The sequence below is a fragment of the Pseudalgibacter alginicilyticus genome (assembly GCF_001310225.1).
In the GTDB taxonomy this organism is placed as follows: domain Bacteria; phylum Bacteroidota; class Bacteroidia; order Flavobacteriales; family Flavobacteriaceae; genus Pseudalgibacter; species Pseudalgibacter alginicilyticus.
The window spans coordinates 3704393-3728721 of record NZ_CP012898.1; the positions used below are offsets into that span (position 1 = coordinate 3704393).

15 protein-coding genes and 1 tRNA gene are annotated in these 24329 nt (G+C 31.2%); 8 read left to right on the forward strand and 8 right to left on the reverse strand.

Annotated features, from left to right (window positions below; genetic code table 11):
• Positions 1-141: 141 nt before the first annotated feature.
• From APS56_RS15470 to APS56_RS15495, 7 genes are all read right to left on the reverse strand, one after another.
• Positions 142-666 carry a hypothetical protein gene (locus APS56_RS15470; RefSeq protein ID WP_054730445.1) on the reverse strand — a complete coding sequence of 175 codons (525 nt, stop codon included), beginning with the start codon at positions 664-666 and terminating at the stop codon, positions 142-144.
• Between the two features lie 248 nt (positions 667-914).
• Complete coding sequence (locus APS56_RS15475; protein WP_054730447.1) at positions 915-1877, reverse strand: bile acid:sodium symporter family protein; 963 nt, start codon at positions 1875-1877, stop codon at positions 915-917.
• Between the two features lie 41 nt (positions 1878-1918).
• Positions 1919-2140: a membrane protein insertion efficiency factor YidD gene (gene yidD, locus APS56_RS16820; RefSeq protein ID WP_082379378.1), complete on the reverse strand. Its 222-nt coding sequence runs from the start codon at positions 2138-2140 to the stop codon at positions 1919-1921.
• Between the two features lie 247 nt (positions 2141-2387).
• Positions 2388-3869 carry a cysteine--tRNA ligase gene (cysS, locus tag APS56_RS15480; protein WP_054730451.1) on the reverse strand — a complete coding sequence of 494 codons (1482 nt, stop codon included), beginning with the start codon at positions 3867-3869 and terminating at the stop codon, positions 2388-2390.
• Positions 3870-3907: 38 nt separating this feature from the next.
• Complete coding sequence (gene folE / locus APS56_RS15485; protein WP_054730454.1) at positions 3908-4579, reverse strand: GTP cyclohydrolase I FolE; 672 nt, start codon at positions 4577-4579, stop codon at positions 3908-3910.
• Positions 4580-4762: 183 nt separating this feature from the next.
• A complete protein-coding gene (locus APS56_RS15490) occupies positions 4763-6301 on the reverse strand; it encodes an OmpP1/FadL family transporter (protein WP_054730457.1) in 1539 nt (512 codons plus the stop codon).
• A 23-nt stretch (positions 6302-6324) separates the two neighbouring features.
• Positions 6325-7443: a hypothetical protein gene (locus APS56_RS15495; protein ID WP_054730460.1), complete on the reverse strand. Its 1119-nt coding sequence runs from the start codon at positions 7441-7443 to the stop codon at positions 6325-6327.
• Between the two features lie 101 nt (positions 7444-7544).
• Here APS56_RS15495 and proS point away from each other — a divergent pair, with 101 nt between their 5' ends.
• The 5 genes from proS (at position 7545) to APS56_RS15520 (ending at position 12457) form a co-directional block, all read left to right on the forward strand.
• Positions 7545-9023, forward strand: coding sequence for a proline--tRNA ligase (gene proS, locus APS56_RS15500; protein ID WP_054730466.1), 1479 nt, complete (start codon positions 7545-7547; stop codon positions 9021-9023).
• A 150-nt stretch (positions 9024-9173) separates the two neighbouring features.
• A tRNA-Glu gene (locus tag APS56_RS15505) sits at positions 9174-9245 on the forward strand.
• A gap of 26 nt (positions 9246-9271) precedes the next feature.
• Positions 9272-9523, forward strand: a complete 252-nt coding sequence (rpsT, locus tag APS56_RS15510) for a 30S ribosomal protein S20 (RefSeq protein ID WP_054730469.1) — start codon at positions 9272-9274, stop codon at positions 9521-9523.
• Positions 9524-9673: 150 nt separating this feature from the next.
• Positions 9674-11953 (forward strand): DUF7133 domain-containing protein, encoded by a 2280-nt coding sequence (locus APS56_RS15515; protein ID WP_054730472.1) that lies wholly within the window; start codon positions 9674-9676, stop codon positions 11951-11953.
• A 150-nt stretch (positions 11954-12103) separates the two neighbouring features.
• The gene (locus APS56_RS15520) at positions 12104-12457 is read left to right on the forward strand and encodes a hypothetical protein (protein ID WP_054730475.1); all 354 of its coding nucleotides are present in this window, start codon (positions 12104-12106) and stop codon (positions 12455-12457) included.
• Between the two features lie 219 nt (positions 12458-12676).
• Here the strand turns inward: APS56_RS15520 and APS56_RS15525 are convergent, their stop codons facing one another.
• Positions 12677-16765: a hybrid sensor histidine kinase/response regulator transcription factor gene (locus APS56_RS15525; RefSeq protein ID WP_054730478.1), complete on the reverse strand. Its 4089-nt coding sequence runs from the start codon at positions 16763-16765 to the stop codon at positions 12677-12679.
• Between the two features lie 290 nt (positions 16766-17055).
• Here APS56_RS15525 and APS56_RS15530 point away from each other — a divergent pair, with 290 nt between their 5' ends.
• The 3 genes from APS56_RS15530 to lacZ are packed head-to-tail and all read left to right on the forward strand — an operon-like array spanning position 17056 to position 24329.
• Complete coding sequence (locus APS56_RS15530; protein ID WP_054730481.1) at positions 17056-18522, forward strand: arylsulfatase; 1467 nt, start codon at positions 17056-17058, stop codon at positions 18520-18522.
• A 44-nt stretch (positions 18523-18566) separates the two neighbouring features.
• Positions 18567-21161: a fibronectin type III domain-containing protein gene (locus APS56_RS15535; protein WP_054730484.1), complete on the forward strand. Its 2595-nt coding sequence runs from the start codon at positions 18567-18569 to the stop codon at positions 21159-21161.
• Between the two features lie 18 nt (positions 21162-21179).
• On the forward strand, positions 21180-24329 hold the full coding sequence (gene lacZ / locus APS56_RS15540; protein WP_054730486.1) for a beta-galactosidase, LacZ type: 3150 nt from the start codon (positions 21180-21182) through the stop codon (positions 24327-24329).

Below are 24329 nucleotides of genomic sequence, written 5' to 3' on the forward strand. Positions count from 1 at the left end.
TTATCAGGTTAAATGCATAATAAGAATAGAGTAGGGGTGAAATGAGTTTTTTAGTAAAATTAGAGATACTAAACGCATAATTATTTTTTTTAGTTTGTTATTCATTAAACAAGCATTTATGCACAGTATTATGAGAAATTTCTATTTACGTTTTGTTTTTATCGATTTTAATATCTTAGTTCCAAAATCTTTAACATTTCCAACTAATCTCAAATGTGGACTTGGAATTTTACTTATTAGTATATCTAACTTTTCAATTGCAGAATTTACGTTTTGTTCATTTAAGTCACTTATTTTTATTTTTTCCACAATTTGAATATGTGGGTCAAGACTTGGAATTCCTTTAACAAACAAGCGATAGATGTACCCAATTTCCATGACTTGACTATTTTGGAAATATCCCTTTTTTCCAATAGTGTTTTTATAAGGTTCTACTTGAACTATAAAGTCAGACTCCCCTGTACCTAATTCATACCCCTTATTAAATTCAGAGTGTTTTTCAGTTCTTAGTCTGTCAAGTATTTGGTTTTTTTCTTTTTCAAAGTCAATTTCTTGATTTTTAAGAATTTCAATGTTTTTCTTCTTTATATTAGTCAGTAAAATTAAAAGTATGATTGCCCAAACAAAGGATGTAGATGTTATAGCAATTATTATTTCGTTAGTCATATATTATTCTGATGGTTTTTAGTTTGATTAACCATAATATTCTATTTTAATACAGAAACCACGTTTAGTGTAGATGAACTTTATTACTTGTTAAACGAAGGTAATTGAAATTATTTATACTGTCAAATGTATAAAATAGAGTTGTAAATCAGTTAATTGTTTTTCTGTGTTAGCTTTGGTTTATTTATATAAACTTAAAGTTTAAACCACATCAAGAAAAGAACTCATAAAAGTTTTTATTTCTATCTCTAAATAGCTCTGGATTTTTTTGAAGCAATCATACTAATTATTAATAATTGTATAGCATGGAATAGCATTAGAGGAAGTAATATGATACCTATTGTTGCCATGTTTGCAAATAATATTTTAGAAAAAACAGTACCGTGTACTAATGATTTTTTTGTTCCGCAAAATTGTGCTGTTATTTGGTCTTCTTTGTCAAAACACAAAATTTTTGATAAAGCACCTGTTAGATAAAAAACGAGATAAAATAAAAAAAGCACCCCTACCAAAAGCAACATTAAGTCTATAACAGATACGCTACTGAAAATGTTTTCACTGAAAGATTCTGCAAAACTCTTATAAATTATTAATAGGATGACAGACTTATCGAACCGTGTTAGTTTTTTGTTGTGTTTTTGAGCAAAATCACCCCAAAAGCGCTGTAAAAAAAGACCCAGGATTACTGGTAGAATAATTTGAAGAATAAGTTTTATATATATATCGGTAAAATCAAAATGAGTTTGAGAGTTATCTATAAATAAACCCATCCATAGCGGTGTAATGGCTATGCCAATAATACCTGAGATACTTGCGTTAAATATAGCTGCTGGTATATTGCCTTTTGCAATAGATACCATTACTACCGAAGAAGAAACAGTTGAAGGAAGTGCAGCTAAAAAAAAGAAAGCCAACCAAATTGTTTCATGTTCATTATTTTGAATTAGAGGTCTAAATAATAGAATTAGTAATGGAAATATTAAAAACGTAGATAGTTGTATGAGGGCATGTAATTTCCAGTTTTTGAGTCCAGCTTTTAATTTAGTAGGACTCAATTTAAGACCATAAAAGAAGAAAATAAGAGAAATACCTACTGTGCTAATTAGATCAATAGGCACGTCACTATCTTGTGAACCCCATTGTGGAAAAAAATAAGCTATGGTTATAACAGCTATTATGGATAATATAAACCTGTCAATTTTTAAATTCATATTTTATTAGGTGCTTTTTGGACATGATAGAATGTATGCTTTTATGGAACGGGATCATAACCAGAACCTCCCCAAGGATGGCAGCTAAAAATACGCTTTATAGCTAACCAACCACCTTTACATAAACCATGTTTTTTTAAGGCTTCCTTGGTATAGTTAGAGCATGTGGGATGATATCTACAGGTAGCTGGCGTTAAAGGGGATATCAGTGATTGATACACTTTTATTAAAAATAAAAACGGTGCTATGAGTAGTTTTTTCATGTGTCATTTCCTTGGAAGAGGAAATTTTTTAATTGAACTTAATTTTAAAATAATTGATTCTTACTTTTACCTCAGTTTTAATTTGTACGTTGAAAAAACTAAGTGCTACATTGAACGCAGTAGAAATACTATTAAAATAAAACATTTAATTGCCTTAGTCTTTATTGAGACTAGTATTATATGAAATTATTAATTTTGTTACGCCAGAAATAAATTTAGACAATCGTAAACCTAAGTGTCATAAAAATTAGTTTACAGAAAATGTGGTCCCTTCTTTTCCGTCTTTAAGTACAATACCAGCACCAGCTAATTCATCTCGAATTTTATCAGATAAAGCAAAATCTTTGTTGGCTCTAGCGTCTTGACGTAATTTGATTAAAATATCAACTGCTGCGGTTAATTTATCAGTTCCTGTTTCTTTTTTTGTGACATTTTCAAGTCCTAAAACATCAAAGGCAAAAGTGTTTAAAGTGTCTTTTAATGTTTGTAAGTCTGCAACTGTAACTGTTTGTGATCCTTCTTTTATTTGGTTGATGTACTTAACGCCTTCAAATAAATGAGCTATTAAAATAGGTGAATTAAAATCATCATTCATAGCGTCATAACATTTTTGTTTCCAGTTGTTTATGTTTAAAGATGAGCTGCTTGAAGCTTTTAAGTTATTTAGAAGATTGATGGCATCCATCAACCTAAAAAAGCCTTTTTCACTAGCAGATAATCCATCATCGGTTAAATCTAAAACACTTCTGTAAGACGACTGTGCTATAAAAAAACGAATAACACTTGGTGCATATGCTTTGCTAAAAAACTTATTGTTTCCAGATAATAATTCTTCAGGGTTAATGGTATTTCCTGTAGATTTAGACATGCGCTGTCCGTTTAATTCCAGCATGTTAGCATGCATCCAATAATTTACAGGTGATTGTCCTTTGGCAGCTTCGTTTTGAGCTATTTCACATTCGTGATGCGGGAATTTTAAATCCATACCACCACCATGAATATCAAAACGATCACCCAAATATTTGGTACTCATAGCGGTACATTCTAAATGCCAGCCAGGAAACCCATCACTCCAAGGGGATGGCCAACGCATGATATGTTGTGGTTCAGCTTTTTTCCAAAGAGCAAAATCTTGTGGGTTTTTTTTATCACTTTGCCCGTCCAACGCACGTGTATTATGAATTAAATCATCAAGTTTACGTTTGCTCAATTTACCGTAATCATTGGTTTCGTTAAATTTGTGTACATCAAAATATACAGAGCCATTTACTACATAGGCGTAACCGTTTTCAATAATGGTGTTTATTAATTCAATTTGCTCGATAATGTGGCCTGTTGCTGTAGGTTCAATACTTGGTGGTAAAAAATTAAAGGTGTTTAATATGTTATGAAAATCAACGGTATAGCGTTGTACAACTTCCATGGGTTCTATCTGCTCTAAACGTGCTTTTTTAGTGATTTTATCTTCTCCCACATCTGCATCATTTTCTAAATGTCCCGCATCTGTAATGTTTCTAACATAGCGAACCTTATATCCTAAATGTTTTAAGTAACGAAAAATCATGTCAAAAGACATAAAGGTTCTTACGTTTCCTAAATGTACATTGCTATAAACCGTAGGGCCACAAACGTACATACCAATATGACCTTCATTTATAGGTTTGAAAACTTCTTTTTTACCAGATAAGGAGTTGTATAAATGAATTTGTTGATTTTCGAAAAGTTGCATTGAAAATATGTTGTATACTTGGAATTATTAAAAATAAACTAAAATTTGGTTTCTAATTTAATATAATCAAGAAACTCACGGCGTGTAGCCATGTCTTTAAATTTTCCTCCAAATTCAGAAGTCACTGTACTACTCTCAATATCTCTAATACCTCTTGAATTTACACATAAATGTTTAGCATCAATGATACAAGCTACATCTTTAGTGTTTAGCACCTCTTGTAGTTCTCTAACAATTTGAATAGTTAGTCGTTCTTGAACTTGTGGTCTTTTAGCAAAATAATCAACAATACGATTCATTTTAGATAAACCAACAACGGTTCCGTTAGAAATATAAGCAATGTGTGCCCTTCCTACAATTGGCAATAAATGGTGTTCGCAAGTAGAATAAACGGTTATATTTTTTTCAACTAACATTTCGCCATATTTATACTTGTTGTCGAAAGTAGAAGATTTTGGTTTTTTATTTGGATCTAAGCCACTAAAAATTTCTTTTACAAACATTTTAGCCACTCTATTTGGAGTACCACTAAGACTATCATCACTCAAATCTAAGCCTAATGTTTCCATAATGTGGCGCACATCATCCTTTATAATGTCCATTTTTTCTTCAGTGGTAAGCTTAAAAGCATCTTGGCGCATAGGCGTATTTTCAGAAGTACCAATATGGTCATCGCCTAATGATTCAATTTTTTCTAAATTATTATCCATTTTTCTTTTTTAAAAAAAGTCGTGTTTTTGGTCTGCAAAGATAAGCAAAACACATTTGTTATGTTTTGTATTAGTAAACATTTAATACAAGTGTTAGTCTGAAATTTGTTAGTTTAATTACAAAGTGAATAAAAAAGCCTGAATATTTTAATATCCAGGCTTAAGTTTTTTTAAAATTTCAGTTTAAATGTTGAAACTTAGTGATAATATAACATTAGAATTTTTTCTATCTATATCAACGGTTTCTAATAACCCAACGCTGTATAATGGCGTTTCATAGGTGCGTTTAGACTGGTCGTATGTAAGATCTAATTTGGTGTTTCCAAAGTTATAACCAATACCCAAAGAATAGCCATTTAAATTGCCAACTGTTATACCGTCTTTGTATGGACTTTCTTCAAAACGGTAACCACCTCTAAAACTAAATTGTTGAAGTTTGTATTCCCCACCTAATCTATAGGTTGAAGCTGCATCTAGTTTGTCTGAAATATTTGCATTTTCAACTTGAAAATCAGGATCGTTTGTTGGTTTAAATTGGGTTGCGCTATAATCTTTACGTGAATAATCGAAACTCAATAAACCTTGGGTTCCAAACACATAAGCCAAGCTTCCTGTGAATTTTCCAGGGGTTTGGAGTTTGTATTGAGGGTAAACATTAGTTGTTTGTGGATTTATTGGATTGTAATTACCATCAATAAGCGCATTGGTGTCTAAATACTGAGAAGTCTCTTCTTCAATAGTATACCATATTGGAGAGTCGTAAGTTAATCCAATTCTAAATTCGTTTGTTACTTTGATGATGCCTCCTAATTGAAAAGAAAACCCAGAACCCGTAGTTGATAAATTGTTTTCAAATTCTATGAAGTTTATAGCTTCTCCATTTGCATTTGTTTCAACTAAAAGTGTGGATTTATTATAGTTTAAAAAATGAGAATTTAAGTTTAGCCCCAAGTATAAGTTATCATTATATTGAGCTGCTAAATTGAAGGCAATTTTTCCATTGTAACCAGTAGAAGCATAGGTGTAATCATGAGTAAAATTCCCAGTTCCCACATTAGCATAATAAGATGTGTTATTGTCGTCATTATCATCATCAGCGTCTAAAATAAAAGATTGGTAACCTAAAAAAGCTTGTTGATGTGTATTTCCAAAAACAGAGCCTATATCAGCATAGGCTTGATTTTTGGTTTCATTAGTTAATAAAGAAATGTCTCCTAACCTTACTGGTATACTTGGATTATTAGCATAATCATAAAAATAACTAGCTATTGAGTTACTAAAGTTTCCATCATCATTAGTATTAGTTCCTGCTGCATACCACGTATCTTCAAAATTATTAGTTTTATCATAGGCAATTCCAAAAGAGAATTTTTTCCATAGTGATTTATTACTGGCAAAAACAAAGGCAGCACCACCTTGACTAATATCAAAGTTAGACGCAGAAGAATTTCCCATGCCATTAAAATACCTTGTATCATTTCGGGTATTAGAATTAGACGCTGAAAAAGAAGCATGGCTTTGATTAAATATAGCAGAACTTGCTGGGTTTGCACTCACGGCACTCATGTCGCCACCTAAGGCTCCAAAAGCACCACTTAAGGCTCTGTATCGAGCAGTCCCTTGTATTTCGTTTTGAGAATACCTTAGGGCATCCGTTATGTTTTGTGCGTTCAAAAAAGACACAGACAATATGCTTATGAACAGTAGGTTTAACTTTTTCATATAATTATTTTTGTTTTTTATACTTATCGACGTCTTGAGCTGCTACTTGATGATCCAGAACTTCTACTACTTGAACTACTTGATGAAGATCTAGTGCTACTGGATGATGAAGAGCTGCTAGGGGTGCTATAAGTTGAAGATCTTGAGGTTGTTGTTGGTGTGCTATAGCTTGAAGAACTTCTTCTTGTATAGTTACTATTGGTTGTTGGTGTTGTGGTAGTTCTTCTTACAGTAGATGTTCTACTTGTAGAGTTGGAAGCTGGTGAAGAAACACTAGAGCCTCTTCTAACAGTACTACTTGAAGTGGAAGTTGTTGGGTAACTACTTCTGCTTGCTGTAGTGGAGCTGCTTGTGGTAGCGCTGCTTCGTCTATCCGTTGTACTATATCTTGAAGTGTTAGAAGAATATCTACTTGCGGTGTTTGAGGTGCTATTTCGTCTGCTCAAACTCGCGTTATTTGAAGATATACCACTGCGTCTTGTGGCACTGTACGAAACACTGTTATTATAATACCGATTACCATAATAATTATTATATCTGTAAGGATTTCCATATCTATAATAGTTGTAAGGGGCGTGGTGGTAACCAAAGCCAAATGGGCTGTAATAAGACCAGCTATTGTAGTAGCCTCCAAAACCATTACCGTAATATGGCGACCCCCAAAAAGGATCGTAAAAACCTCCCCAATTGTTCCATCTATTCATGCCCCAGTAGTTCCATCCCCAGCCAAAGCCAGCATGCATACCCCAGGTATTCCATCCCGTGTTGTGGTAGTTTATAACCACATTGTTACTATCTTGACCCCATCCAGCATAGCCTTGGTAATCATTAGTATCTAAAGAGGTGTTTTCTGTATAATTATCACTTTCGTAACTATCAATATCTGTAAATATAGAAGGATCATTTTGGATGTAATTATCATATTCTAATGATTTTTCTTTAAAATAATTTTGGTAATAATTATTGTTATTTGCATTTTTTTGAACCTCAACCTCCTCGTAATAATCAGAAGTTTGTCCTCCATAAATGCCATCATTTTCAACCCCTATATATTGATAAGAACCACAAGATGATAAACCTATTAGCAGCACAAGAAGCACTAATAAAGGTGTTTTCTGTTTTAAGTGGGTATTATGTATCATATCTCATAGAATTTTATTGTTGAACATCACAAAAATAGTTAGTTTTGCTGAACTATTTTATTATTTAACATAAGTACAATATTTGTGCCAAAGACTTGCATATGAGTAAAAAACTTACTAGTAGAACTGAAGATTATTCAAAATGGTATAATGAATTGGTTGTGAAGGCGGACTTAGCCGAGAACTCAGCCGTTAGAGGGTGTATGGTAATTAAACCTTATGGCTACGCTATTTGGGAAAAAATGCAAGCAGAATTAGACAGGATGTTTAAAGAAACAGGGCATCAAAATGCCTATTTTCCTTTATTTGTGCCTAAAAGTTTATTTGAAGCTGAAGAGAAAAATGCTGAAGGTTTTGCAAAGGAATGTGCTATTGTAACTCATTATAGATTACAAAATGACCCTGAAAAACCAGGTAAATTACGGGTAGATCCTGAAGCGAAATTAGAAGAAGAATTGATTGTGAGACCAACTTCGGAAGCTATTATTTGGAATACTTACAGAGGATGGATTCAATCGTACCGCGATTTACCAATACTAATAAACCAATGGGCTAATGTAGTGCGTTGGGAAATGCGTACACGATTATTTTTACGTACTGCAGAATTTTTATGGCAAGAAGGTCACACGGCACACGCCACTAAAGCAGAAGCTCTTTCTGAAGCAAAATTAATGAATAACGTGTATGCTACGTTTGCTGAAAAGTTTATGGCTATACCCGTGGTACAGGGGTTAAAAACAGAAAGCGAACGCTTTGCAGGTGCTGATGAAACCTACTGTATTGAAGCTTTAATGCAAGATGGAAAAGCGCTTCAAGCAGGAACGTCACATTTTTTGGGGCAGAATTTTGCAAAAGCTTTTGATGTAAAGTTTGCTAATAAAGAGGGTAAACAAGATCATGTTTGGGCTACATCATGGGGAGTTTCTACCCGATTGATGGGCGCTTTAATTATGACACATAGTGATGATAATGGATTGGTGTTGCCACCAAGTTTAGCTCCAAATCAAGTTGTTATTGTGCCTATTTATAGAGGGGCAGATGAGTTAAACGCGGTTTCTGAAGTTGCTCACAGCATTATGAGCGATTTAAGAGCTAAAAATATTTCTGTTAAATACGACGATAGAGATACACAGCGCCCTGGAGCCAAATTTGCTCAATATGAATTGCAAGGAGTTCCTTTAAGGATAGCTATAGGAGCCAGAGATTTAGCAAATGGTACTGTAGAAATTGCACGTCGTGATACTTTAACTAAAGCGGTAATTGCTTTATCAGATTTAACAGAAACCGTTGAGAATTTGTTAAAAGATATACAAGATGCTTTGTTTAAGAAAGCTTTAGATTTTAGAGATAGCCATATAACCGAGGTAGAAACATTTGAGGAGTTTAAAAAGGTTTTAGAAACTAAAACAGGTTTTATTTCAGCACATTGGGATGGTACGACCGAAACTGAGGATAAAATTAAGGAACTAACAAAGGCAACTATTCGATGTATTCCATTAGAAGGAAAGGTAGAAGCCGGTGTTTGTGTGTATTCGGGTAATCCTTCTAAACGTAGAGTATTGTTTGCAAAAGCATACTAAATTAATTTTTTTTGAAAATATTTTATAAAGCTCTTGCAACATTTAAAAATAGTTGTATTTTTGCATCCGCAATGGAAACATTGTATGTTAATTGAAAAAAAATAATTGCAGATTTAAAAAATAGTTTTATATTTGCACACTCAAAAAAATGGCCCGTTCGTCTATCGGCTAGGACGCCAGGTTTTCATCCTGGTAAGAGGGGTTCGATTCCCCTACGGGCTACAATATTTTAATAACAAAAGAATCAAATGGCAAATCATAAGTCAGCATTAAAAAGAATCAGAAGTAACGAAGCTAAACGTTTAGTTAACAAGTACAAGCATAAAACAACTCGTAATGCTATTAAGAAGTTACGTGAGTTAACAGATAAGAAAGAAGCTGAAGCAATGTTTCCAGATGTAGTTTCAATGTTAGATAAATTAGCTAAGAAAAACATTATACACAACAATAAAGCTGCAAATCTTAAATCTGGTTTGTCAAAGCATATTGCTGCACTTTAAATTTATATTTAAAGTTAAAATATTTATAAAGCCTCTCAGAAATGAGAGGCTTTTTTTGTGGGTTAAATTTATAGTTTAATCTTTGTTAATTAAATGCCTGCTGTTTTTTTATAAAAAATAAGCTTCTACCTAATTAAATAATTTTCCGTTTTGAAACATTACAAATTTAGTTTAGTAAAAAATAATCAATTGTTTTTTTGTTCTCTCATTTTATTATTACTCACGGTATCTTGTAAATCTAAAATTTATGATGAGCCAATAATATCATTAGAAACCTATCAAATAGAAGAAGGATTTGAATTGCAAATAGCCGCTTCTGAACCTTTTATTGAAGCTCCTGTATCTATGGATTTTGATAATAAAGGTCGTATGTGGGTAGTAGAAATGAAAGGTTATATGCAAAATTTGGAAGGAACAGGAAGTGAAATGCCTAATGGTACGATTTCTATTTTAGAAGATTGGGATAATGACGGAATTACAGACCATTCAAAAATATTTTTAGATAGTCTTGTTTTGCCAAGAGCAATTGCCCATGTGTATGGAGGACTTTTATATGCAGAGCCACCAAACCTTTGGTTTGTAGATATAAAAGACGATAAGCCACAAAATAAAGTGTTGGTAGATTCTTTATATTCAGATGGGGGAAATGTAGAGCATCAACCAAATGGGTTAATGATGCATGTTGATAATTGGATTTATAATGCTAAATCTAATTTTAGATATCAAAATAAAAATGGAAAATGGATAAAAGAACCTACTACTTTTCGTGGTCAGTGGGGGATAAGTAAAGATAATTTTGGAAGATTGTATTACAATACCAATTCAACACAATTAATAGGGGATTATGTTTTACCTAACACAGCAATTAAAAACCCATTTTACAGGCCTACTGCAGCGTTTGGAAAAAAGTTAACACCTAATCAAAATGTGTTTCCTCTACATCCAACCTCTGTGAACCGTGGAAATGAAAAAGGTGTTTTGACTAAAGATAGCCTTTTGATAAATGTTACCTCTGCTTGTGGTCCGCTTATTTATAGGGGGAATGCTTATCCTTCATATTATATGGAAAATGCTTTTGTATGCGCGCCTGAAGCTAATTTGGTAAAGCGTCATATTTTAAATATTAGTGCCGATAAAATAACAGCTAACCAAGCTATTTCAAAAAAAGAGTTTATAGCATCAACAGATGAAGGTTTTCGTCCGGTTAACTTGTTTAATGGACCAGATGGCAATATGTATGTAGTGGATATGCATCGAGGTATTATTCAAGATAAAGCATTTTTAACGCCTTATTTGCAGAAACGATATGCCCAGAAAAAATTAGATACTATCATTGGTATGGGGCGTATTCTTAGAGTTGTAAATAAAGGTAATAATTCAATAAAAGTTGATGATTTAAATACATTTAGCAATCTAGAGTTGGTAGATTTACTTAGTAGCTCTAATGGCTGGCTAAGAGATAGGGCGCAACAACTATTGATTTTTAATAATGATAAAGCAGTAGTAACTCGATTGAAAAAAATATTGGAAAATGTTGAAAACCCAATAGCACAAATCCACGCACTACATACCCTAAATGGTTTGAAAGTACTTGATTTTACAACTTTAGAAAAAGTACTTTACTCAAATAGTAAAAGCGCTACAATAAGTCATGCACTTGTTTTGATAGAACAATTTGCTTCTCAAAACCGCATACCATCCATATTAAAAATAATAGAAAAACAGACGCTAAAAAACAATCCAGAGATTGATTTATACATATTAAATGCCTTAGGGGATTGGATATCACTTTCCTCTGATAAATTTTTTCCAATAATATTGAAGCTTTCAAATAAATACACAAATAATTTGGTGTATCAAGAAAGTTTGATAAGTAGTTTAAGAGGCTTGGAAGAAGCATTTTTATTATTTTTAAATAAAAAAGAGGATGAAGTCACTATAAGTAAATTGAATGAAATATTATTGACTACCATTTCTAATAAAAATAACAACAAAAAGAATTTTATTTACACACAGAAAAGTGTTGGAACCGATGCCAGAACGGCGGGTTACAACATTTTTAGAAATTTTTGTGCAACTTGTCATGGAATTGATGGTGAAGGCATTGAAAATTTAGCACCACCGCTTAGAGATTCTGAATATGTAACGGAATCAAACGAAAGATTAGCCTTAATTATTTTGCATGGATTGTCAGGTCCTATACATGTAAATGGTGAGTTGTATGATTTAGGCATTACTATGCCAGGTTTGGCTAATAATCCTGAATTTTCCGATACAGATATTAAAAATATTATAGAATATTTGAATAACGCTTTTCCTGGAGATAGCGAAAAAATAAATATTGATAAAATAAAATTACTAAGAAATTTAAAACCCAAAGAAGCTGATGTTTATACAGAAAACGAACTACTTGAGTTAAAATTAGAATAAAAACTGCTTTTTTGTATTTCCTGAAAGCTTCTTTATATGAAATATTTAAAAATTAACATTATAAATCATTAAATAAATAACGTTTTTTGATTTTTGAAAACTTAAATTTGCAATTGAAAACGACTGATTCATTAATATAATTTTACACTTTTGGAAAATAAAACAACACTTTTGTTGATAGACAAAATATTAGAAGATCTTGATAAAACAGGTATAAATACAGATACCTTGATTGATGATTTAAAACAATTAAGAACACATGCTTTAGAAGCTGAAATCCCTTTAGTGGTTAAAGTGCTTAGGCTTACTTACGAGCATATTGAAGAAAATGGTAATTTTATGATACCCATGCTTGTTGAAGAAGAAGATGAATTTGAAGCTATTGAAGTAGCAAACGAGCCAGTTGAGAGTTTAAAATATTTAATAGCTCTTATCCGAAATTTGAAAAACAAAACGAATATAGCAGATTTAAAAGAATATAGAGACCTTTTAAATGCCTATTAATAGGATACTCTTTTATACACTGTTAAAAAATAGTGTGTTAAGTTCAAAAAAACAGGATTAAATTATTTCTAATTTAATTCTGTTTTTTTTTATATAAATTTAAAAATGGAATTGATATGTTTCTTTTGTTTATCAAAGAGAGTTATCAGGTTGTATCTTGTTTGATTCAATAATTCCTAATAAGCAAAAATCACCTATTATTGCTTACATGTTGTTGTTTTATTCTTTTTTGTTCTTTTGAATATACTTTGTCGGGCTCATTCCATATTCTTTATTAAAACATTTGCTAAAATATTTTTGATTACTAAAACCTGTCATATATGCTATTTCAGAGATGTACATTTTATTTTGTTTTAATAGTTGAGCAGCTCTTTTTAACTTGATAGTCTTGATGAAATTTATTGGGGTGTCATTTAAAATTAATTGAACTTTTCTGTATAGATTTGCTCTACTCATACCAATTTCAGAAGCCAAGAATTCAACTGTTAAAATGTTGTTATTCATATTGTCTTCAATTATTTTAATAAGTTTTTTTATTAATTTTTCATCATTGGAGTCTACTTGGATGTCTACAGGAGCAGTTGTTATAAGTTTACTGTATTTTTCTTTAAGATTTTGCCTTGTTTTGAATGTGTTTTTTAGTTTCCAGTGTAAAAAGTCTAAGCTAAAAGGTTTTTCAATATAATCATTAGCTCCCAAACTTAAACATTCAATTTTTGTTTCGGTTGAGTTTTTTGCAGTAAGCATAAAAATAGGAATATTGTCAAGCTCGGTATTCTGTTTAATCTGTTTAAGCATAGAAATTCCATCTTGTACGGGCATTAAAATATCACTAATAATAAGGTCTGGTTTTTCTTTTGCAGCAGCTATGTAACCTTCTTTTCCATTTGAAGCTTCGATGATAATAAACTCAGAGCTTAATTCGGCATTAATCATTTGTCTTAAATCATCATTGTCTTCTACAATAAGAATTTTTGCTTTTTTAGTTAATTGTTTAATGTTTTTATTAATAATTTCAGGAGGAGTTTTTTCAATAACTTGAAATTCGGATGTTTTTATAAAATTTCTTTTCAATGGCATACCTGTTTCAAGTCGCTCATTTTTATGATATTTGGTTTTAGAAATTGGGAGGTAAAAGGTGAATTCTGTAAAAATATGTTCTTCACTTTCAACTATGATAGCGCCATGGTGTCTGTCAATTAGCTTATGTACTAACTCCATACCAATACCAGTACCAGGAATTTGATGCCTTTGGGGTTTAGTAGCTTGATAGTATCTATTGAAAATGTGTTCTAAATCTTTTTTAGGTATGCCAAGGCCATTATCTTTCACGACACATTTTATATATTTCCCATTTAAATTATTTTTACCAATAAGAGTATTTGTTAGTTTTAAGCATTCTAATTTTACTGTAATTTCACCTTTTTCTTTAGTATATTTAAAGGCATTTGACAAAAGATTAAATAATATTTTTTCTAAAATATCTACATCATACCAACCTATGATTTTTTTTTCATTTGTTATAAAATGATATGTGATAGCATTATTGTTTGCAAAATCATTAAAGGCATTTTTAATGGTATTAACGTCTTTTACAATATCATTTTTTGATATATTTAATTTTAATTTACCTTCATCAAACTGTCTAATATCCATGATTTGATTGATAAGACGGTGCATCCTCAATGTATTATTATAAATACGTTCTGAACTTAAAGGACTTAAGGTGAAATTTTTTTCTTTAACTACTTTTTCTATAGTTCCCAATATTAATGATAAAGGGGTTCTAAGTTCATGAGAGATATCCGTAAAAAACACCATTTTCATTCTATTATGTTCATTGTCTTTTTCTCTACTAATAGTTTCTTTTAATAAATTTTTCTTTAATAAATACCACCTTCTAATCAATATAGTACTAATGTATGTTATGGTTATGCCAATTAAAATATAAATTAATATAGCCCATGTGCTTTTCCAAATAGGTGGGGCTATTGTGAATGTAAATTTTGAAGGTTCTTCATTCCAAACACCATCGCTGTTAGAACTTTTAACCATAAAAGTATAGGTGCCATGTGCCAAATCATTATAATTGGCACTTCTATTTGAAGCATTAGTATAGACCCAATAGTTGTTGAGTCCTTCTAACTTGTAAGCATATTCGTTTTTATTTGGAGCAGTTAGGTCTAATGATGAAAAGTTAACATAAATATTATTTTGACTGTAAGGTAAAGCAATGGGTTTGTTTGAATAAATATTTATTTCGTTTGCAGTATTTAGAGTATTGTTTGAACTAGTATCGTCAATTTCACCTAAGGTAGAAAAACTTGTGATAACGGTTGTAGGTAAAACATTTTGAGGAATTAGTTTTTTGGGGTATACGCTGTAAAAACCTTCAGCACAGCCAAAATATAAGATACTTTTATCTGCATTTGAAGTACTCGAATTAAAAACAAACTGATTTTCATTAATACCATCTTCAACACCAAAGTAGGTAAATCTTTGGTTTTTTATATTATAAACGGTAAGCCCATCTCGCGAACTCATCCATATGTTACCATCAAGGTCTTCTTCAATGGCAGAAACAATTTTAGGGCTATTGGCATTTGTATCCTTAAAGTTTTTAAATGTATCTGTTTTTTGTTGATACATATTTAAGCCTCCTCCTCTTGTTCCTATCCATATGACACCATTTTTATCTTCATGTAAGCTTAAAATAGCGTTAGATGTTAAACCGTTTTTTATAGTTGGTAGATAGTGCTTGTAGCTTTCTTTAACTAAATCAATGATGTATAAACCTTCTCCACGAGTCCCTATCCATAGTTTATTATCGGTAGTTAATAAAAGTGTAGATGTATGATTTTTTTTTAATTCTTCAATAACATTTTTTTTAAAATCAGAAATAGTATTATTTGTATTTATTATATCAACACCTCCATTCCATAAAGCGACCCAAACCTCATTGTTGTTTATAGGTACCAGATCTTTAATTAACTTATTGTATGTTTTAATCTTAATTAAATCTAATTTTTGTTTGTTAGATTTATAAATATTGAAATTATCCGCTATTAAAAGTTCTGTATCATCGTAGCTATTGGAAATTATATTAGCATTTTTGAGAGTGCCGTTCTTTTTTGAAAAGGATTTAGTTTGTGGATTACAACTATAGAGCCCATCGTTCATGCCAACCAAAATAGTATTTGGAGCTTGAATATTAATACTATTAGTAAAACTGTTATTTTTTGTGATTTGGTTAAAATCAAATAATGAGGTTCTTCCTAAATATTTATTAATCCCTTTATAAGAGCCAATCCAAAGATTCCCATAATCATCATAAATAGTTGAACTAATATGATTATTTAATAAATTAACATTCTGAGTATCCTTATTATAATATCTGAAACTATAAATATTGTTATTTCTGGAAGCTTTTATTAAGCCATTTGTAGTACCAATCCATAGGTTATCATTACTACTATTAATTGCAGTTGTATTTAAAGTGCCTATAGAATTAAATGTTTCGAGTATTTGTGGATAGTTTTCTAAGATTTCTAATTTGCTGTCCGATTTATTATATCCTAAGATGTAAAGACTTTGTGGGGTAATAGCAAGAATTTTATTGTTTTCAAATGATTTTATATCTACAATGTTTTCTTTAAAATTTGTAGCTATATATTCCCCATTATTATTTAAAATATAAATACCATTTTTGGTTCCTACCCATTGTCTTTCAAAATGATCTTCAAATAAAGAAATGATTTCATTATTAGTTTTGTATAAATTATCATTAGTTGCAGTGCTAAAAGTTGTGTCTAAATTTAATTTAGATATATCTTCTTCTATTTTAATTTTAAGTAAACCTTTATTTTTAAGATTAACTAATAGGTGACCATTTTTTGTTTTACCTTTAACATTGGTGGTGGTATTTTTAAAAAAACCAGTAAATTTGTTTTCTTTTCTATTAAAATGAATAAGGTAGCTTTCACTGCCAATCCATAAGTTATTGTATTGGTCTTCAATAATTGAATTGATATTGTTATTTGAAATGGAGTTAGCATTAAAAACATCATATTGATATTGTGTTATATCATGTCCATCGTATTTGTCTAATCCAGAATTGCTTCCAATCCATAAATAACCAAAACTATCTTTAAACAATACATTTACTTTTTTATTATATAAAACACCATGAATATCTAATTCATGAAAAATAACAGAAGTAGACTGCGAGTGTACTACAGATAAATAGAATAAAGAAATAATTAAAATAAAATAATAATGATGTGATTTGGTGTTTTTTAAAACTTTCATATCAAAAGAGTAGGGCAAAAATGTTTAGTTGGTGTCTTTTTAACCAAGAGTAAGACAAATTACATAATTTTATTTCAATTTTCATCTAAAATAACAAGGCTTATGGTATTATTATGTTAAAAATACAGGGTTTAAATGTTGCATAAGCCATTGCTTAATGTAAGTAGCTAAGACTGCAACATATTTAGGCTACTTATAAGAAAATCTTTTTTTATTTTGCTTATACTTTTGTATTCTGTTGAAAGATGTGTGTTTATTAGGCTAAACACACTTAATTTAAATTTAAATAAATGAAAAAAAATATGGTTTTATTGTCAGCTTTATCGTTGGCTTTAGCATTTTCTTGTGTTAATAATAATAATAATAATAAAAATAATGAGCTTGTAGAAGAGAATTCAAATAAACCCAATATTATTTACATTCTTGCTGATGATCTTGGTTATGGAGACTTAAGTAGCTATGGACAAGAAAAATTTACCACACCAAATATTGATAAGTTAGCTTCTCAAGGGATGCTTTTTACTCAGCATTACTCCGGCAATACTGTTTGTGCGCCATCACGCTCTGCGTTACTAACAGGTATGCACACTGGGCATACACCGGTTAGAGGAAATAAAGAAATTGCTCCCGAAGGACAGCACCCTATACCAGATGAGACTTATACTTTGGCAGAGTCATTAAAAAAAGCAGGCTATGTTACTGGGGCTTTTGGAAAATGGGGTTTAGGGTATCCTGGTTCAGAGGGTGACCCTATTAATCAAGGATTTGATGTTTTTTATGGATATAATTGTCAACGATTAGGGCATCATTATTATCCATACCATTTATGGTCAAATAGAGACTCTATTGTTTTAACAGGGAATGCAGGAACTAAAAAAGAAATGTATGGCCCTGCATTAATTCATGAAAAAACCATCGAGTTTATAGAAACCAATAGAGATACACCTTTCTTTTTATATGTGCCTTCTATAATTCCTCACGCGGAATTAGCAGCTCCAGAATCATATATAGCTAAAAATAGAGGGAAATATTTACCAGAAAAAAGTTATAAAGGAACTGATGGAGGTCCTGATTACAGACAGGGTAAATATGAATCGCAAACAGATGTTCATGCCACTTTTGTAGCAATGATAGAAATTTTAGATGAGCAAGTGGGTGAAATCGTAGCAAAAGTTAAAGAATTAGGTCTTGAAGATAATACTATAATTGTGTTTACGTCTGATAATGGTCCACATAGCGAAGGAGGAGCAGATCCTGAATATTTTAACAGTAATGGTCCTTTAAAGGGGATTAAAAGAGATTTATATGAAGGAGGTATTAGAGTACCTATGATTGTTAAATGGCCCGGGAAAATCAAACAAGGCAGTAAAACAGATTTAATATCTGCTTTTTGGGATGTGTTTCCTACATTTTCAGAAATTGCGGGCTCCAATGTCCCAGAAAAATTAGATGGTATTTCATTTCTCCCAACCTTGTTAGGAAATGCAGATGAACAAAAACAGCATGCGTATTTGTATTGGGAATTTCATGAAAGAGGAGGCAGGCAAGCTATTAGAAAAGGAAAATGGAAAGCTGTTAAATATAATGTTCTAAAAAAACCTAATGCACCTATTGAATTATATGACCTTTCTATTGATATAGGTGAAGAAAATAATGTAGCGAGTCAACACCCTGATATCGTTAAAGAAATGGAAACTATTTTAAAAGACGCTAGAACACCTTCAGAAGTATTTACATTTAATCAAGTATCATTCTAAATTTAGGTTTAGTAGTTTCAATATTAGTATTTTAAATTTTTTATATGGTTTTTAAAAATTTATATTTTACCTTAACTGTTTGCTTATTTCAAGTATTAGTTGTTTTGGGGCAAAATTTAAAAACCATTGAAATTAATACCAATGCGGGACATCCTATAAATAGAGGTGCGAGTGGTTTTAATGTCCGCATAGCTGATAAAGTATGGAATTATACCCATCCCGATTTTATTGAAGCGGTGAAAGAGCTAAAACCTGGTTGGTTACGTTATTTCTCTGGAACTATGGGAGATGCTTTTAGTAGTGCTACTGGTCAGTATGATTTAGATTATATTGCCATGTTTGATCATCAAAAACCTTTTTTAAAAGGACATCGTTTTGTAGAAGTTAAAGGCCCACATAGATTAACAGATCTATATCACCTTTTAGGAGAAATAAATGGAAAACTTATTATAACAATAAATGCTTTTTCAGAAAGTCCAGAAATGATTTTGGAATTAGCCAGATTCTGTAAAAACAACAACATTAAAGTAGAAACATGGCAATTCTGTAATGAACCTTATTTTTATGTGCCAAATAGAAATCGTTATTGGTGGAATGATGGCTATGATTATGCCACTAAAATGCAACCGTATGCTGAGGCTATTCAGCAAATATTTCCTGACGCTAAACTAACCCTCAATTACACATGGGATGGTGTTTGGACTTTTATGAAAGAGATTAATCAATTTCAAAAAGAGCAAGGTGCTTATTGGAATGTGTTCTCAAAACATTCTTATGCTCCACACACCGGCAGAGAGGAAACGCTGGATCAAGCTTATAGACGAGGAAACACTAAGTTGATAGAAGCAACTTCAGCTTACGCAATGCAGCAAATTCAAGATTATACATGGGAAGACATTCCTATGGTGATTACCGAATTTGGGGTTTGGAACCGCCCTTTAAATGGTATTTATTCAAGTATTTACAATATAGAATATGTAATGCGTCAATTAGAACATACCAATACAGAATTTGTTGGAGCACATGAAGTTAGTAATAAGTACGTTCCCCTAAATAATAAGAATAATATTATAGAAGAGGCCTTCAAATTAGGTAAAAAAATAGATACAGATACTATATTAACGGGAATTCGTAGAGATTTGGAGGGCAAAGCTTATAAAATATTTCATGAGGCAACTAATAACTCGGAGTTTTTATATAATACAAGTATTATAAACGGTCCTCAGGTTCCAGGTTTGTCTAATACCAATGTTAATGGGATGTTTGCTCAAACATATAAAGGCATTAATGGTTATAATTATTTGGTAGTTACCAACAGAAGTGGAGAAACTAATAACTTTCAAGTGAAATTGAATGGGAAAAATCTTAATCAAGAATTTTTCACAACCTACATTTCTGCGGATTCATTAAGAACTTGGAATACAGATATTCTTAATACAAGTTATAAAAATGGAAGTATTCAAATAGAACCATATAGCGTTTCGGTAAGCAAATGGAAAACAGATATCACTAAATTACCACAGCCTACCATATATAAAGCAAACGTAGTTAAAGAAGGTGTTTTAATCAAGTGGGGTACTATTGATGCTGCTACAAATTATAAAGTACATTATGGTACAGATACTACAAATTTAAAATACACACAATTAGTAGAAAATCAGAATAGCACTTTAATAACTGGGTTAAAATTGAATGAATCATATGTTTTTAAAGTAGAAGCAATTAATAATAGGTATACTAGTTTAAAGTCTAATAGTGTTTCTGTAAGCTATCAATTACCTGATAAAGTTAAAATATATAAGGTTTCAAGGCGTGATGACGCCGTGACACTTTTTTGGCAAAGCGTACCAAATACAACAAGTTATTTAATAAACTATATTGATGAGAATGGAAAAGCCATAGAAATTGATACTAAAAACGTATTTGGTTATAGAATTGAGGGGTTTAAAGATAATACAGAATATCAATTTACAATAACGGCTTATAATGGTTTAGGAAAAGGAGTGCCTTCAAATATTGAAACTGTTTTGGTATCCTCAAAAGTACCTTTAAGCCCTAGAAATGTTTCAGCAACTAAAAAAACATTAAATAGTATTGAAGTAAAATGGTTTGCTCAAAATCAGGTGTTGCCTAATACTTGCTATAATGTTTATAGGGGTGAAAAATTACATGAACTTACTAAAATAGCTACTTGCATTCAAGATACTATCTATATGGATTATGATGTTGATATAGATAAACAATATTATTATACTGTTAAAGCACAGACAGAGGTTGGAGAAAGTAATTTTCATCCTAATATTGCTACTGCTTTTTCTATGGAAAACAAAGATAAAGTAGCCATTCAAACAATTGAAAATCAAAAGGAAGGTTATTTAGTTAAAGTGAAACTAAATAAAATGACTATTAATTCTAAAGATACTTATGGAGTTATAATTAATAACGTATCTTATTTAAACGTTGAGGATGTTAAAATTGCTGGCCTTCCTGAAAAGAAGGGAAGTACAACGTTTAATGTTCTTATTCCACGATCAAAATTAAAAGAAAATTCAAATTATGCTATAAAAGCATTTGTAATAAAACAAGGTCGTACCTTTGAAAGTGCTATTGTAAATCAACAAATTAGTAAAAAAATATAACATATTAATATTTACAAAATGATAAAGTATTCTATTTTCATTCTTACCGTAGTTTCATTTATTTCTTGTCATCAAGCTGAAATAAAAAGGCCTGTTTATGTAGCTGAAGCCTGGGAAAATCCTGAATGGGAAAATCCAGAAATATTTCAAATAAACAGAGAAGAACCAACAGCGTCTTTTTATAAATATTTGGATGAAAAATCAGCTATAGCTAATGACAGTTGGAATAATTCTTCATTATATCAATCTTTAAATGGTACTTGGAAATTCTATTATGCAGATAGTGTACAGGCAAGACCTACAGATTTTTATAAATCAGATTTTAATATAGATGGTTGGGATGACATTACCGTGCCATCAAACTGGGAATTAAAAGGTCATGGTATTCCTGTTTATACGAATAGGACTTACATGTTTCCTGCAAACCCACCATTTATTCCACACAATTTAAATAACAATGGAACCTACAAGAAAGAATTTGAAATTTCTAAAGATTGGGATGGAAAAGATATTTATTTACATTTTGAAGGTGTTAGTGGAGCAATGTATGTGTGGTTAAATGGTAAAATGATAGGTTATAATGAAGGAAGTAAAACAGCTGCGGAATTTAAAATAACAGACTTTGTTAAAAAAGGCACAAATGATTTAGCCGTTCAAGTATTACGTTGGTCAGATGCCAGTTATATGGAAGATCAAGATTTTTGGAGATTAAGCGGAATAGAGCGTGATGTATATGTGTATGCAGCAAATAAGATAACATTAAGAGATTTTAGAGTTACTTCGGATTTAGAAAATGACTATAAAGATGGTGTTTTTAAAGTAGATTTAAAAATAGATAATAATACAGATACTGCTGTTGAAAAAGATGTGAAAGTGCAATTGTTGGATGGGACTACTGAAATTTATTCTGATACCAAAAAAGTACAATTAAAAGAAGGAAGGACTGTCGTTAACTTTAATCAAAACATTCCAAATGTAAAAACATGGAATGCAGAATACCCTAATTTATACACGCTCTTATTAACGATGAATGGCGAATCAACTGCTATTAAAGTTGGGTTTAGAAACATCGCCATTAAAAACAACCAGTTTTTAGTAAACGGAAAGCCTGTATTATTAAAAGGGGCAAATCTTCACGATCATAGTGATACAGAAGGTCATGTAATTTCTGAAGCGTTAACGAAGCTTGATATGGAAGTAATGAAACAAAATAACTTAAATGCTATTCGTTGTAGCCATTACCCTAAGAACCCATTTTTTTACAGATTAGCAGATAAATATGGTTTTTATGTAATAGATGAAGCTAATATTGAAACACATGGTATGGGGACTACTAATCAAGGTTTAAATAACAATATAAAAGCACAATCAATTCACCCAGGGTATTTACCACAATGGAAAGGCATGCACATGGATAGAACTGTAAGAATGTTTGAACGTGATAAAAATTATCCATCTATTGTTACTTGGTCTTTAGGAAATGAAGCGGGAAATGGTGAAAACTTTTTTGCAACTTATAAATGGTTAAAAGAACAGGATACAACCAGACCAACACAGTATGAAGGTGCAACGCAATATGCAAATACAGATATTCAACCTCCCATGTATTGGCCTATTGAAAGAATGATAGAATATGCCGAAAATAATCCAACGAGGCCTTTAATTCAGTGTGAATATGCACATGCTATGGGTAATAGTGTAGGTAATTTACAAGATTATTGGGATGTTATTGAAAAATACGACATCATGCAAGGTGGTTTTATCTGGGATTGGGTAGATCAAGGGATTTTAACTAAAAACGAAGCTGGCGAAGAATTTTGGGCTTATGGTGGCGATTTAGGTGCAGGACATTTACATCACGATCAAAATTTCTGTTTAAATGGTATTGTAAATCCAGACAGAACACCTCACCCTGCTTTATTTGAGGTGAAAAAAGTATACCAATATATCAAGTTTAGAGATATAAATATTGAAAATGGAGACATTGAAATAAAAAATATTTATGATTTTACGAACTTGAACACTTTAGATTTTTCTTGGTCATTACTTAAAAACGGAAAAGAAGTAGCAAACGGAGTGTTACCAGCACTGGATATTGAGCCATATGCATCGGAAAAAGTAAAAGTTGAATTACCAAAACTTGAAGATACTAATGCAGAATATCATTTGAACTTATATGCTAAAACAAAATCTGCAACAGATTTAGTTCCTAAAGGTCATATTCTGGCATATGAGCAATTAGTTGTTTCTAAAGGAAGAAAATCAATTCAATTTGATAATAAAGAAGCTATGAATGTTGTTGAAGACGCTGAGGTAATGAATATTTCAGGGAAATCATTCAAAATGGCTTTTAATAAAAAAACAGGGATTATAACAACATTAGATTATGGTAATGGAAATATTTTGTTAGAAGGCATTCAAGCTAATTTTTGGAGACCTACTACTGATAACGATTTTGGACATAAAATGCCGAAAAAATTAGGGGTTTGGAAAGACGCTACAAAAAATCAAGAATTTGTTTCCATAAATAAAATAGAAGGTGACAATAACAGTATCAAAGTTATTTCTAAATACAAGTTACCAGCAGTAAACAGCGATTTGGAAATCAATTATACCGTGCATTCAAACGGAGCCGTTTTAGTTAAAACAGATATTTCCGGATTGGATACTAAATTACCTGTATTACCTCGATTTGGAAATAATTTCATCATCAAAAATGAATTTAATACGGTGCATTGGTTTGGTAGAGGACCACATGAAAACTATCAAGATAGAAATACAGCAGCTTTAGTTGGTAACTATGAAGCTTCTGTTGAAGAGTTGTATTTCCCATACATTCGTCCTCAAGAAAATGGGTACAAAACAGATACACGTTGGGTAACATTTACAAACAACACAGGTAATGGTATCAAGGTAACAGCTACTGATTTAGTGTCATTTAGTGCACATCATCAATATAATGATGATTTTGATGCAGGGAAAGAAAAACAACAACGTCACACTACAGATATTAAAAAACGCGATTTAGTAAACATCAATATTGACTATAAACAAATGGGTGTTGGAGGAGATAACAGCTGGGGAAGAATGCCTCATGAGAAATATAGAATTAAAGCACAAAATTTAAGTTATAGCTATATTATTGAAGCTGTGAATTCTGAAAAATAA

What these genes read in the sequence shown, in the direction of transcription:
- APS56_RS15470 (WP_054730445.1), bottom strand. Translation starts at nt 666, where the DNA reads ATGACTAACGAAATAATAATTGCTATAACATCTACATCCTTTGTTTGG.
- APS56_RS15475 (WP_054730447.1), bottom strand. Translation starts at nt 1,877, where the DNA reads ATGAATTTAAAAATTGACAGGTTTATATTATCCATAATAGCTGTTATA.
- yidD (WP_082379378.1), bottom strand. Translation starts at nt 2,140, where the DNA reads ATGAAAAAACTACTCATAGCACCGTTTTTATTTTTAATAAAAGTGTAT.
- cysS (WP_054730451.1), bottom strand. Translation starts at nt 3,869, where the DNA reads ATGCAACTTTTCGAAAATCAACAAATTCATTTATACAACTCCTTATCT.
- folE (WP_054730454.1), bottom strand. Translation starts at nt 4,579, where the DNA reads ATGGATAATAATTTAGAAAAAATTGAATCATTAGGCGATGACCATATT.
- APS56_RS15490 (WP_054730457.1), bottom strand. Translation starts at nt 6,301, where the DNA reads ATGAAAAAGTTAAACCTACTGTTCATAAGCATATTGTCTGTGTCTTTT.
- APS56_RS15495 (WP_054730460.1), bottom strand. Translation starts at nt 7,443, where the DNA reads ATGATACATAATACCCACTTAAAACAGAAAACACCTTTATTAGTGCTT.
- proS (WP_054730466.1), top strand. Translation starts at nt 7,545, where the DNA reads ATGAGTAAAAAACTTACTAGTAGAACTGAAGATTATTCAAAATGGTAT.
- rpsT (WP_054730469.1), top strand. Translation starts at nt 9,272, where the DNA reads ATGGCAAATCATAAGTCAGCATTAAAAAGAATCAGAAGTAACGAAGCT.
- APS56_RS15525 (WP_054730478.1), bottom strand. Translation starts at nt 16,765, where the DNA reads ATGAAAGTTTTAAAAAACACCAAATCACATCATTATTATTTTATTTTA.
- APS56_RS15530 (WP_054730481.1), top strand. Translation starts at nt 17,056, where the DNA reads ATGAAAAAAAATATGGTTTTATTGTCAGCTTTATCGTTGGCTTTAGCA.
- APS56_RS15535 (WP_054730484.1), top strand. Translation starts at nt 18,567, where the DNA reads ATGGTTTTTAAAAATTTATATTTTACCTTAACTGTTTGCTTATTTCAA.
- lacZ (WP_054730486.1), top strand. Translation starts at nt 21,180, where the DNA reads ATGATAAAGTATTCTATTTTCATTCTTACCGTAGTTTCATTTATTTCT.